This window comes from Streptomyces sp. NBC_01549, assembly GCF_026339955.1.
In the GTDB taxonomy this organism is placed as follows: Bacteria; Actinomycetota; Actinomycetes; order Streptomycetales; family Streptomycetaceae; genus Streptomyces.
Map to the genome: position 1 here is coordinate 2,309,668 of NZ_JAPEPW010000002.1, position 12,806 is coordinate 2,322,473.

General features: G+C 71.1%; 8 protein-coding genes. 5 read left to right on the forward strand and 3 right to left on the reverse strand.

Annotated elements, in window-relative coordinates:
• The first annotated feature begins 443 nt into the window (after nt 1-443).
• Nucleotides 444-1,358, forward strand: a complete 915-nt coding sequence (locus OG819_RS45720) for an SGNH/GDSL hydrolase family protein (protein ID WP_323138178.1) — start codon at nt 444-446, stop codon at nt 1,356-1,358.
• Between the two features lie 194 nt (nt 1,359-1,552).
• Here OG819_RS45720 and OG819_RS45725 read toward each other — a convergent pair whose 3' ends face one another.
• Nucleotides 1,553-5,377 carry a kelch repeat-containing protein gene (locus tag OG819_RS45725; protein ID WP_266655299.1) on the reverse strand — a complete coding sequence of 1,275 codons (3,825 nt, stop codon included), beginning with the start codon at nt 5,375-5,377 and terminating at the stop codon, nt 1,553-1,555.
• Nucleotides 5,378-5,678: 301 nt separating this feature from the next.
• On the opposite strand from OG819_RS45725, the gene OG819_RS45730 reads away from it, so the two are divergent.
• Nucleotides 5,679-6,476: an SDR family NAD(P)-dependent oxidoreductase gene (locus tag OG819_RS45730; protein WP_266630385.1), complete on the forward strand. Its 798-nt coding sequence runs from the start codon at nt 5,679-5,681 to the stop codon at nt 6,474-6,476.
• Between the two features lie 36 nt (nt 6,477-6,512).
• Here OG819_RS45730 and OG819_RS45735 read toward each other — a convergent pair whose 3' ends face one another.
• Nucleotides 6,513-8,108 (reverse strand): IucA/IucC family protein, encoded by a 1,596-nt coding sequence (locus OG819_RS45735; RefSeq protein ID WP_266655601.1) that lies wholly within the window; start codon nt 8,106-8,108, stop codon nt 6,513-6,515.
• Nucleotides 8,109-8,212: 104 nt separating this feature from the next.
• Here OG819_RS45735 and OG819_RS45740 point away from each other — a divergent pair, with 104 nt between their 5' ends.
• From OG819_RS45740 to OG819_RS45750, 3 genes are all read left to right on the forward strand, one after another.
• Entirely contained in the window at nt 8,213-9,709 is a 1,497-nt protein-coding gene (locus tag OG819_RS45740; protein ID WP_266655301.1) for an IucA/IucC family siderophore biosynthesis protein, read from the forward strand.
• A gap of 84 nt (nt 9,710-9,793) precedes the next feature.
• Nucleotides 9,794-11,059, forward strand: a complete 1,266-nt coding sequence (locus tag OG819_RS45745) for a VWA domain-containing protein (protein ID WP_266655303.1) — start codon at nt 9,794-9,796, stop codon at nt 11,057-11,059.
• The gene (locus OG819_RS45750) at nt 11,059-11,874 is read left to right on the forward strand and encodes a hypothetical protein (protein ID WP_266655305.1); all 816 of its coding nucleotides are present in this window, start codon (nt 11,059-11,061) and stop codon (nt 11,872-11,874) included. The genes OG819_RS45745 and OG819_RS45750 overlap by 1 nt, the downstream gene beginning before the upstream one ends.
• 214 nt (nt 11,875-12,088) lie before the next feature.
• On the opposite strand, the gene OG819_RS45755 is transcribed toward OG819_RS45750, so the two are convergent.
• On the reverse strand, nt 12,089-12,724 hold the full coding sequence (locus tag OG819_RS45755) for a helix-turn-helix domain-containing protein (RefSeq protein ID WP_266655307.1): 636 nt from the start codon (nt 12,722-12,724) through the stop codon (nt 12,089-12,091).
• Nucleotides 12,725-12,806: the final 82 nt, after the last annotated feature.

Sequence of the window (12,806 nt, forward strand, 5' to 3'; positions counted from 1 at the left end):
CGCATGTTCCATGGATCATCAACTCCTCGTCGACAGAGGACAGTCAGGCTGGTCACCGAGGTCGCAGAAGACCGTCCGATCCCGCCGCGGCCGGGCTCAGAACCAGGTCGCACAAGGAGTAGTCACACGCAATGTGCTGCACAGTCACAGGGGCCGCCGAAGCCGACCAAGAGGGGAGCAACCTTTTGGCCGGCTACCGCGAGCATGTCCCAGAAATCCATGTGCTCGTCAGCCGGTCGTTCACCAGACCTGCTTCCTCAGGCCGACCGTCGAGGAAGTCTCTCGGGCAATCGGCATTCCGCCCGGCACCGTGCGGCATGGATCCCTCGGATTCACGAACGGCGTAGTGACAGGTGAAAAGGGCCTTCCAGAAGCTCTTCCGCTCACAGCGCCGCTCGCGCATCCACGGGTAAGAAAAATCACCCCGAAAGTCAAGGAAACAAGTGAAGCCACGTTCCTTTGGTATCTCTCGTCGGCGCACGGTCGCGCTCGGCGCCGTAGTCGCCTCGGGCGCACTCGCCTTCGCGATGGCGTCGTCCGTGCCGGCATCCGCGGCGCCCCGGCACGTCGGATCGCTCGACTACGTCGCCCTGGGTGACTCCTACGCCGCCGCTCCGGGCGTCCCGGAGCAGATAGACCCCGCGTGCGCCCGCTCCAACAGCAACTACCCACACCTGGTGGCCGCGCGGATCAAGGCGGTTCTGACCGATGTGAGTTGCTCCGGGGCGACCACGGCGGACCTGGCCCTCGCCACGGGTACGGCTCCCGCCCCGTACGACGCCCTGTCCCGTAAGACCGACCTGGTGACCGTGACCATCGGCGGCAACGACATCGGTTTCACCTCCATAGTCGGCCACTGCGCGGGCCTCGTCTCGAGCAACCCGGCCGGGAGCCCCTGCCGCGACGACCTCACTCAGGGCGGTACCGACCAGGTCGAGCAGAGCATCGCGGGCACGGCATCGAAGATCTCCCGGGTGATCGCCGAGATTCACCGCCGGGCCCCGCACGCCAGGGTGGCCATGGTGGGCTACCCCTCGCTCTTCCCGGACAGCGGAGTGGGTTGCACGAGTGCCAGTGTGCCCTTCGCCGCTGGTGACTTCGCCTACCTCCGGGACAAGACGAAGTCCCTCAACTCCATGATCGCTCGTCAGGCCAAGCGCGGCGGAGCCACGTACGTGGACACGTACACGCCCACCATCGGCCACGACATGTGCCGGCCCGTCGGCGAGCGTTGGATCGAGAGCCTCGCTCCCCAGACGCCGGCGGCTCCCGCCCACCCGAACGCGCTGGGCGAGCAGGCGATGGCGACGGCCGTGACCAACGCACTCGCCAAGTGCGGCGGAGCCCACCGCGCCTGACCCTCCCCCTCCTGGGTGTGAGAGCCACGGCACGCCACCCGTCACCTCCTCCGATGGTCCGCTCCCGCGGGCCATCGGAGTGAGCGCGTAGTGCGAACCGCCCTTCGCTCGCGGGGTCACAAGCTCGGAAGCACCGCGCCCCCGGGCAGGCGACATCGCCTGCCCGGGGGCGCGGCCGTGCGGCCTGAAGAGTGTTACGAGGTACGGTCCTTGACGATGTGCACGCGCACCGGAATCGGCGGGACCCAGTACGGGGTGTCGCCGCGGAGGATCAAGGATGCCGTCCAGTCACCGGGCCGGCCCATCTTGCCCGCCTGCACCGTCACCGTGAACGAAGCGCTCTGCCCCGGCCGCAGTGTGAGCCGGTGCGGAGTCTCCGACAGCCAGGACACGTCCGACTCGGTCTGGTCGTACCCCGGAAGCAGTGCCGCGGTGGCCGTCGGAATGTACCAGCGGGTGTCGGTGGTGCCGCCCACCCGATACAGGCCGAGTGCGCCGCCACCCCGGTAGACCGCGGTGGGGGCGTCGGACAGCGCGCTCCAGGCGTTCCTACCCGGGTCGTAGGCGTAGCCCTTCGGCGTGGCCACCCGGGCGGCGCCGACCAGTGTGGCGCCGCCGGACACCAGCAGCCGTCCGTCGGCGGCGGCGTAGGTGCTTCCGGCGAGCCCCATCGGCATGTCGGCCAGGGGCTGCCAGCTGTTGGACGCCGGGTCGTAGACGTAGGAGGCCGTGGTGGGGACATAGTCGGGTCCGGAGCCGCCCGCGCAGTACAGCCTGCCGTTGATCGCGCCGCATGAGGCCCAGCCGATCGCCTGGGGGTAGTCGGCGGCCCTGGACCACTTGCCGGAGCCCGGATCGAAGACGTACACCCTGTTCGAGCACGCGGTGTTGGTGCATCCGCCGACCGCGTAGAGCCGCCCGTCGAGTACGGAGCTCGCCGCTCCGAAGCGCCCCTGCGGCATGCTGGGGCCCTTGGTCCAGGTGTTGTGGGCGGGGTCGTACACCTGCATGGTGCGGCTCACCGCCTCACCGGGTCCCTGGCCGCCCACGGTGTACAGCCGGCCGCCGATGAGGCCGTGAGCGGTGGCCATGCGGGGTTCGGGGGCACTGGTGCCGCGCGTCCAGGTGTGCGCCGACGGGTTGTAGACGTAGAGGCCGGCGATGGGTTCGTAGCCGTCCGACGATCCGAAAACGGAGTAGACCTTGCCCTGGTAGCTCTCCACCGCGTTGTCCATCACGACGACGGGCAGGTCGGGCAGCCCGCGCCAGGTGGTGCCCGGGGTGCCGGTGCCAGGTCCGGTTCCCGTGCGCTCGCCGATGCGGAGCGTCGCGGGAGCGGTGCCGGTGTTGCGTACGGTCACCTTCCGTACCACCGTGCCGTGCGGCGCTGTGGTCGCCTCGATCCGGGTGGTGCGCGTCGACAGCCGACCGGCCTTGAGGACGAACGAGCCCTTGGCGACCTGGTTCTCAGCCATGGCGAGCGTGTGGGTGGCCGCACTGTAGGAAGGCTTGGACGCCACGAAGGTGTGACGGGCGACGCCCGGGACGAACATCCGGTAGAGACCGTCACCGACCCGCGGGTCACCGGTGGTGGCCACCGTCGTCGCCGAGGGCCCGCTCGTGGTACCCGTGCGCACTACGGCGCCCACCAGCCCGTGTCCGGTGTTGGCGTCGGTGACGGTGCCCGTGAGCACACCGCCGCGGACGGGCGTGACGACCCGCTCGGCGACCGTCACGTCATCGACGGCCCAGAGCTTGCCCGGACCGGTGTAGTGGAAGCGCACCTGCACCGCGGCCTTCCCGGCATAGGCGGTCAACGGGATCTCCACCCGGTCGAACGACCACGCATCGTCCATGTGCCAGACCGTGGTCCAGGTCTTGCCGCCGTCGGCGGTGACCTGCACATCCCCGGTCTGTTCGGCGGACCCCTCGTAGTCGTTGCTGAACGCCAGCTCGGGGACTCCCTCGTGACGGAGGTCGTAGACCGGGCTGACCAGCAGGGTGTCGAGTGCCGTGTCCCAGCCGACGTGGTCGTTGTCGGCGACGGCGAAGCCGCCGGAACCTCCGGTGTTGTTGCCCCGGCCGCCCGGATCGTCGAATGCCCAGCCGTGCCCGGTGCCCGCGACGTCGACCACGCTCCAGCCCTTCGGAGCCTGGGCGGCGGAGTCGAAGGACTGGGTGTCCAGGGTGTTCACCTTCAGGGTGTACGCCGGGTTGCCGCCCGCCCAGGTGTCGACAGGCAGCGCCAGCCCGAGGCTCTGGTCCGCGTCCTTCACCGCCACCTTCCCTATGAGGGACTGGTAGTGGGTGTCGTCACTGACGACCCGCAGGGTGTAGGTGTGGTTCTCGGGCAGATCCAGGTGGTACGCCCCCGTGTAGGCGTCGGACCACACGGGAGGACCCGGCACCCCCTCCACAGTGATCTTCGCGTGGAGCGGCCAGCCGTGACCCGAGCCGTCGGTGACGGTGCCCGAGACACGATGGACGGCGAGCTTGCGCAGTCCGAAGTCCCGGTTCACGGCGCCGCCGTCGGTGACCTGGACGTCCGCCGCCTCGCCAGACGCATAGCCGTAGACGGTGACTTGGACGTCGTGGCTGCCCGCCGGCAGGGGCAGGGTGTAGCGGCCCTGGCTGTCGGTGGTCGCCGTGTAGACGCCCGCTGTCACCTCGGCCGCGGCGACCGGTGCGCCCGTGGCGGTGTCGGTGACCGTTCCCGAGAGCGTGCCGTGCGCTCCCATGCGAAAGCTTGACGGCCCGTCAGGGGTGCCGAGACCGGTGGGCCCGTCGTAACCGGTGCCCGCGGTGCACAGATACGCCGGTGAGCACTTCCCGTTCGAACCCGTTGTCACATCATGAAGTCCCGAGCCACCACCGGCGTACGGGTAGGCATCGGGGTATGTCCCGGCGACCGGGGTGCCGGCGTTCGCGTACACGCCCGCGATGATCGGTGCCGAGGCGCTGGTGCCGCCGGCCACGCCCCAGCCGCCGGACTCGCCGTAGCTGTCGTAGACGGCGACACCCGTGGCCGGGTCGGCCACGGCGGAGACATCGGCGACGGTACGCCCGGGGCAGCCGGTGTCCTTCTGGAAGGCCGGCTTGGGCTCGTACAGGGAGCAGCCGGAACCGGTGCCGCCACCGTCGTGGCTCCACACCGACTCGGACCAGCCGCGGGAAGCGGTGGAGTCCTTGGTGAGCGTGGTGCCGCCGACCGCCGTGACGTGCGGGGACGCCGCGGGATAGGAGACGCCGTAGCGGCTGTCGCCGGAGGAGGCGACGATCGCGACGCCCGGGTGGTCGTAGTGCGCGTCCGCCGACGACTCCGCGGGGTCCTCGGGGTAGAAGGCGTAGTTGGTGCCGTAGGAGTTGGAGATGTATTTGGCGCCGAGCGCCACCGCCTGGTCCACGGCGGACCCGAGATCGTCGGCGGTGGCCTCGTCGGCCTCGACCAGCAGGATCCGCGCGTTGGGGGCGACAGCGGAGACCATGTCCAGGTCGAGCGAGATCTCCGTGGCCCAGCCGGGGTCCGGGGCGGGATAAGTGGTTCCGCCGCGCTGGTCGACCTTGGTGAAGCAGCCGTCGGCAGTGGTGCAGGCGGGCAGCCCGTACTGTGCGCGGTAGACAGCGAGGTCGGCCTCGGCGTTCGGATTGTCGTAGGCGTCGACGATGGCGATGGTCCTGCCCGCCCCGCCGTCCGCGGGCAGACCGTAGGCGCTGAGCAGGTCGGCCGGACCGAATCCCTGAGGGGCGTCCTCGGCGGCCCGCAGACCCTTGTGTGCCTTGACATCAGTGCGCAGCAGGCCGAAGCAGGTGAGCTCGTGCGGCTTGGCCGGGCCGCAGAGCGGCGCGACATGGCCGGGCGGCTCGTGAGTGGACGAAGACGGCTTCGCGGCCTTCTCAAGGACGTCGGCCCGCGCCTGGGCCTGGGCGCCGAGCACCGTCAGCAGGACGGCACTCAGCAGAGCGGCACCGACGGCCGACCCTCTCCGTCGGCGTGGCACGGGTCTGTGCGATATGGACAAGACACCACTCCTTTGAACTTCTTGAAGGCAGAGGCTCACACCGCTCCCCGACAGGTGAGTTGCGGATCCATCCGGAAAAGTTCACGGAGCCCACCGCTTTTTGATCCGACTTCTGGTCCCGCTCGACCCCGTGCCCGCCGCCGAGCCCGCACCGAACGCCACCGCGTCCTCGCCCTCCACGGCGGCGCCCGCAGACCTGCCTCCCGAGCGTGACAGTCACCCGCGTGGCGCTCTCCGCCGGCCCGAACAATTCCGACAATTGAGGCACACGCTGACGATCCGCAGAACGGGAGTCCCCTCCATGACGCAGCTCGACCTCACCGGCTCGACCGCACTGGTGACCGGTTCCACGCAAGGCATCGGCGAGGCCATCGTCATCGGGCTGGCCCGGGCGGGCGCACGCGTGGCGGTGAACGGGCGGACCCCGGCGACCGTCACCGCGGCCGTCGAGCACGTCCGCGCCACCGTGCCGGGCGCCGACGTCGTGCCCGTCGCGGCGGACGCCGCTTCCGACGACGGCGCCCAGCACATCAAGGACGCCCTGGAGAACGTCGACATCCTGGTCAACAACCTCGGCATCTTCGGCGCACGGCCCGCCCTGGAGATCACCGACGACGAATGGCGGCACTACTTCGAGGTGAACGTGCTCGCCGCTGTCCGGCTCACCCGCATGTACCTGCCCGGCATGATCGACCGCGGCTTCGGACGCGTCCAGTACATCGCCAGCGACTCCGCCGTCGTCACACCCGTCGAGATGATCCACTACGGAATGACCAAGACCGCGCTCCTCGCCGTCTCACGTGGCTTCGCCAAGCAGGCCTCCGGCAGCGGGGTGACCGTCAACTCCGTTCTCGCCGGGCCCACTCACACCAAGGGTGTGGAGGAATTCGTCTACCAGCTCGTCGACGCCGGCCTCCCCTGGGACGAAGCCCAGCGCGCCTTCATGCGGGAGCACCGGCCGCAGTCCCTGCTCGAGAGGCTCATCGAGCCGGAAGAGATCGCCAACATGGTCGTCTACCTCAGCTCACCCCTGGCCTCCGCGACCACCGGTGGCGCCCTCCGCGTCGACGGCGGCTACATCGACTCCATCACCCCGTAGAGCCCCCATAGAGCCCCCGAAGAGCCCCGTCTCGCGCTACACGCGGGCCAGTGGGTTCGGCAGCGGCAGATAGCGGGCGTCGGCGCCGTCCGCGCCCGTCCAGCGGAGCAGGAGGTTCGTCTTGCCGGGGAGCCAGGGCGCGGCGAGCAGCTCCGTGATCTCGGCCGTGATCCCGGGAAGGCCGTGCCGGGTCAGCTCGGTCCGTACGGCGGGCCACGGATCCCAGCCCGGGTGGTCCTCGGCCAGCAGCGCGGCGAGTTCCGTCACGTTGTTGACGATCAGGCAGTAGACCAGCCGCTCCCATCCCGCCGCCCGGTCCACGTCCTGGAGCAGCTTCACTCCCTCCGCGTCCCGGAACAGAGCCTGTACGGGGATTCCGTCGGCGTCCACCGCGACCAGGGTGTTCTGCAGGTGCGCCTCGATGACGACACCGTGGCGCGCGAAGGCCTCGAGGACCGGCGGCAGGACCTGACGCAGATACGCCGTCCACCAGGCGGACGGGTCGGTGAGACCGTCGAGGGGGCTGCCCTCGAAGCCCTCGACGAGTGCGGCGGCCAGGAGCGGGGTCGCGCCGGGGACGACGTGCTCGCGCAGGCCGTCGCGGACGAGGACGGCGAGTTCCTCGAAGGCCAAGTCGGCGGTGCGGTAGCCGCGGTCGCTCAGCCAGGCGGCGCCCGTGCCCGCGTCGGTCCGCCCGCCCGTGCTCGTGGTCGCGAAGGCGGCGGCTGTGGCCTCGTCCGTGCGGCGCAGTTTCAGCAGGTCGTGGCGCCACAGTCGACGGATGTCGTTGGTGATGCGCACGTCGAGGCTGAACTTGACGAAGACGTCGTCCTCGGGGGCGTACAGCGTGCGGAGGGCGGCCGTCGGCCACAGCGGGCGCGCGGTGCGGCCCAGGCGGATCAGCCGGCCGTCCGCGAAGGCCTCCTGGATCTCCGGGCGGGCGCCGACCAGGTCGAGCTGCCAGGGGTGGGCCAAGAGCAGCCGGTAGCCCTCCGGGGCCGGTCCGAAGTCGTCGAGCGCCGAGGTGTCGCCCTCCTCGACGACCGCGTCCTCGCGCACGCCGAGCAGTTCCACCGGGAAGCCGGCGTACGCCTCGGGCGCGTACGGCAGCCAGTCCGCGACGGGGCCGCCACCGCGCGCCTTGGGAGCGGGGTGGTACGGGTGCCCGATGATCAGGGACTGCTCGGAGCGGAGGTACGGGTCCGTCGGCGGCGTCGCGTGCAGTCGGGCGGCGAGCAGAGCGGCCACCGCGTCCCGGCTGTCGATCATCTCGGCGGGCAGCTCGGGGTTGGACAGACCGGTGAAGCCGCGCATTTCCTCGGCGGTGAGCTTGACCAGCTCGGCGTGGGTGAGCCGGTGCCAGGACCCGTCGGCGTACACCTCGGGCGCCGCGGGCCGGCGCCTCCCCCGCACCCGCAGCAGCCGCCCGCTGGAACGGAGCCGGAACACACCGGAGCCCTCGGCGGCCCGGCCGGGGTCCTTGGCGGGCCCACCGGGTTCCTCCGCGGGTGCCTCTGCGGGTTCCCCCACCTCCCGCAGCAGACAATTGAGCAGCGGCGCGGCGGCGTACGCGTCGGCGGCCTCTTCTATTTCACTGTCGCCCCTGACGAGCGAGGGGAGCATGGGGGGCATGGAGTCCACGCGATCCATTCATTCCATACGGTGCACTGGTGATCAGTATGTCTGTCGGCGCGGGCGACCGCGACGCACAGTCCCCGTACCCAAGGAGCCCGACCGTGCACCGTCCCCCCACGCCCGACGCCGAGGCAGCGCTCGCCGACGAGCTGAGCGCCGTACGCCCCGCCCTGTCGGCGCCGTACGCGGCCGGGCTCCCCGGCGCCCGGGCGGCCGTGCTGACCCGTCTGTGGCGTGCGCTGGCATATGAGCCGATGCCGTGGATCGCGCGCCGGGAACCGGGGGCCGACGGGCTCACGCTCCACCTCGCCGACGGCCGGCGGCTGCACGGCCCGCACCCGGACCCGTACGCGAGCGCCGCCTACGTCACCGAGGTCCGGCTGGACGACACGGCGTACGACCGTCCGGCGCGGCTCATGACGGCCCTCGCCGTCCCCCACGCCGCGGCCTTCGCGGCCGAGCTCGACCACAGCGTCGCCTCGTTGGCCCTCTCGCGCGCCGACCAGCCCGCCACCGACCGGGAGCCCCTGACCGGCTGGAAGTGGGAGCAGCGAGTGGTCGACGGGCATCCGTACCACCCCAACTGCCGTTCGCGTCCCGGCTTCTCCGTGGCCGAACAGCTCGCGTACGGGCCGGAGCACCGGCCGGTGGTGGAACTGGGCCTGGTGGCCGTCGACGACTGTCTCGTCCGGGGCGAGTGGCCCAAGTGGCTGCGGGACGAGGACCGTTTCCTGATCCCGGTCCACCCCTGGCAGACGGAGCATGTGCTGCGTACCGCGCCCCAGGACGTCGTCTCCGCACACCCGTTGATGTCGCTGCGTACCCTCGCCCTGCCCGACGGGCCGCACGTCAAGACCGCGCTGAGTGCCCGGCTGACCTCCTCCGTGCGGGACATCTCGGTCTACTCGATCGAGACGTCGGCGACGGTGTCGGCGTTCGCGGAGGACATGGCGGCCCGCACGGACGGCCTGCTGCACGTCACCCGCACCCTGGGCGCCGTCACGGCCCGCTCCCCCGAACTGGCGGCGGTGCTGCGCGAGTCCCCCGACGCGTACGCGAACCCGGGCGAGCGCGTCCTGCCGGTGGCCGCCCTCGTGACCACCGGACTGCCCCGATCGGCCGCCTGGCTGGCCGACTTCACCCGCCTCGCGCTCACCGTCTGTCTGCGGCTGCTCGACCAGGGGGTGGCGCTGGAGGCGCACGGCCAGAACCTCCTGGTCGTACTGTCCGCCACTGGCGCCCCGGTCCGGCTCGTCTACCGCGATCTGGCCGACATCCGCGTGAGCCCGGCCCGGCTGGCCCGGCACGGCATCCCGGCGCCCGCACTGTCCGGCCGGATCGTCACGGACGACGAGACCACCCTGCGCCGCAAGATGTTCGGCTCGCTGATCGGCGGCACGCTGGGCGCGACAGCGGGATCCTCGGCGGCGCTGCGGGAGGCCCTGGCGACGGCCGTACGGGACCTGCCGCACACCCCGGACCTGACAGCGCTGCTCGAAGAACCGCTGCCGACCAAGGCATTGACCCTGATGCGGCTGTCTCCGGAGACCCGCGGGGACAGTTGGGCACGGCTTCCCAACCCGTTCACCACCACCTAGCCCGGGGTTCACCATCCCCGGTTCGGAGTTCATCGTTCGAAGATCGTTTTGAAGCCCGGCACCTTTGATCAATAGGATCCGTCGATGATCACAAGACAACGGCTGGCGGCAGGAGTCTGCGCCCTGCTCGCCGCCCTGACGGCCGGGATCGCCTTCCCGACCGGAGCGGTCGCCGACGAAACGGCGGAGCAGGCCGCTCCCAAGGTCGAACTCGTGCTGGACGTCAGCGGTTCGATGCGGGCGCGCGACATCGACGGCGGGTCGCGCATGTCCGCGGCGAAGCAGGCGTTCAACGAGGTGCTCGACGCGACACCCGAGGAGGTCCAGCTCGGCATACGGACCCTCGGCGCCAACTACCGCGGCAACGACCGCAAGACAGGCTGCAAGGACACCGCCCAGCTCTACCCGGTGGGCACGCTCGACCGCACCGAGGCGAAGACCGCCGTCGCGACGCTCACGCCCACCGGCTGGACGCCGATCGGTCCCGCGCTGCTCAAGGCGGCCGACGACCTCGACGGCGGCAAGGGCACCCGGCGGATCGTGCTCATCAGCGACGGCGAGGACACCTGCCAGCCGCTCGACCCGTGCGAGGTGGCCCGCGAGATCGCCGCCAAGGACATCGGGCTCACCATCGACACCCTCGGGCTCGTGCCCGACGCCAAGACCCGCGACCAGCTCAGCTGCATCGCGGACGCGACCGGCGGCACGTACACCTCGGTCCAGCACAAGGAAGAACTCACCGACCGCGTCGGTCAGTTGGTCGAGCGTGCCGCCGACCCGGTGGTGACCCCGGTCGCCGTGGAGGGCGCCACCGCCTGCACGAGCGCCCCGGCGCTGAAGTCCGGGCTGTACACGGACCGTGAGGAGTTCGGGCAGCACCGCTTCTACCGCGTGGACGTCAAGCCCGGCCAGGAACTGCGCGCCTCGGTGAGCGTCGCGGCCGACCGCGAGGTCAACCCGGACTACGGGGTGTTGCTGCGCGCGGTCACCGTGCACGGACGTGAGATCGTACGCGGCGAGGCGGCGGGCAACGGCCGTACCGACGTCATCTCGACGGGTCTGCGCTATCCGAAGGCCGAGAGCGACGACGAGAACGCCCCCGCCGAGACCGTGTGTCTGCAGGTGTCCAACTCCTTCTCGGCGGCGAGCGGCGTGAAGACCACACCGGGCATGCCGGTGGAGCTGACGGTCGACGTCGTGGACGGGCCGGACCAAGCGAGCGACGTGGCCTCCTTCGGCCTCGGCCGCGGCTGGTGGCTGCTCGGCGCCCTCGTGCTCACCGGCTTCCTGGCGGGTGTGCTGTGGGGCTGGATCTCGCGCCTGCGGATCGCGGTCTGGAGGACCAACTGATGCGTATCAGAAGAGGTTTGAGCGCCGCCCTGTTGCTGCTCGGGATCGCCGCGGCGCCCGCCGTGGCCGACTCCTCCCCCTCCGCGAGTCCGTCGGACGGCAGCAGCGCGCCCACCCAGGCCGGTACGTCGTTCCGTACGGCGACCGAGATCAAGCAGGGCCAGCAGGCCACCGCCAGCGGGTCCACGGGCGACTACCTGTACTGGTCGTTCCCCGCGGACGCCGGGCAGCGGCCCACCGTGAAGGCGACGGTGAAGCTGCCGGAGGCCTCCACGCGGCACGCCGGCCAGACCTGGCAGCTCGACGTCTACGACGGACTGCGGCGCCGCCAGGCCTGCCAGTACGGGGCACAGACACGGACGGCGGCGCAGGACGCGGCCACCGTGGAACTGGCCTGCACCCTGCGCACGGTCCGTTCCTGGTCGGAGACCTGGGCCAACGACCCGCTGCCGGGCACGTACTACGTCCGGCTGACCGTCACCGGGCTCCAGGCCTCCGACCTGGGTCTGCCCGTCGACGCCAAGGTCGAGGTCGGCTCCAAGGACATCGGCGGTGCGGCCGCGGTGGACGGTTCGCTGGCGAAGCCGCTGGTGCCCGGCATCGCGACGAGCGCCGAGAAGTCCGACTCCGACTCCGGTTCGTCGACGGCCGCGCTGTCGTCCATCGAGCCCGACGACGGCTGGGCCTCCGGCTGGTGGTCCGACCGCTGGGTGTGGACCGCGATCGGCGGCATCCTCGCGGCGCTCGCGGGTATCGGCGGGTATGCGCTGACCCGGGGGTCGGGACGGCCTTCCCGGGTGCCGCCGGGTGTCTAGGCACACGTAGGCACACGCAGGCGCCCATGACGGCTCCATGACGGCTCCATGACGGCTCCATGACGGCTCCATGACGGCGAAGGCCCGCCGTGCCCCCTCGGCACGGCGGGCCTCGTCCCCCGTCCCCCGTCCCCGTCCGCGTCCGCGTTCCGGTCCGGTCCGGTCCGGTGAGGTGCTGGGCCGACAACACGGCTGGAGAACCCGCGCACAGGCGTCACTCCCCGCGCAGCACCTTCGCGAGGGTGCTCTCCCCCGTGACCTCGATCCGTCCAGCGCGTACCGCGTCCGGCACGGTCGAGATCCCGCGGCTCACATCCGTGCAGGTCTCGGTGTCGAGGCGCAGCCGCACGTCCGGCTCCTCCGGGGCAGGCCCGTCCCCGTAAACGGGCCCTTCCTCGGTGCCCAGCCACACATGGAACTCCCCCTCGTCCAGGCGGACTTCGACGAGCCCTTCGCCGCCCTCCCCCGCCAGGCCCCGCAACAGTGGCAGCGCGAACCAGTGCGCACGCACGGCGTCCGTGGCCCCGCGCTCGCCCAGCGAGGGCGCGCCCCACTCGCCCAGCGCCTGCAACACGGGCAGCAACTCCCGTCCCCGGCCGGTGAGTTCATAGACGTACGCGGCACCCGGCGGCGGCAGTCGGCGCCGGGTCGTCAGTCCGTCGCGTTCCATGTCCTTGAGCCGGGAGGCGAGGACGTCCGTGCTCACGCCCGGCAGATCCGCGTGCAGATCGGTGTAGCGGCGCGGGCCGCCGAGCAGCTCGCGGACGATCAGGAGGGTCCAGCGGTCACCGACGGCGTCGAGCGCGCGGGCCGCGGAACAGTACTGGTCGTAGCTTCGGCGAGGTGACATGCGACGCAGTCTAGACATGTTGTTGGACTTTCCAAGCACTCACTTGGTAAAACCAAGCAACACCACGAACCGGAGGACACAG

Excerpts from the sequence above, each read along its gene's own strand:
- OG819_RS45755 (WP_266655307.1), bottom strand. The coding sequence starts at position 12,724 with ATGTCACCTCGCCGAAGCTACGACCAGTACTGTTCCGCGGCCCGCGCG.
- OG819_RS45735 (WP_266655601.1), bottom strand. The coding sequence starts at position 8,108 with ATGCCCCCCATGCTCCCCTCGCTCGTCAGGGGCGACAGTGAAATAGAA.
- OG819_RS45750 (WP_266655305.1), top strand. The coding sequence starts at position 11,059 with ATGCGTATCAGAAGAGGTTTGAGCGCCGCCCTGTTGCTGCTCGGGATC.
- OG819_RS45745 (WP_266655303.1), top strand. The coding sequence starts at position 9,794 with ATGATCACAAGACAACGGCTGGCGGCAGGAGTCTGCGCCCTGCTCGCC.
- OG819_RS45730 (WP_266630385.1), top strand. The coding sequence starts at position 5,679 with ATGACGCAGCTCGACCTCACCGGCTCGACCGCACTGGTGACCGGTTCC.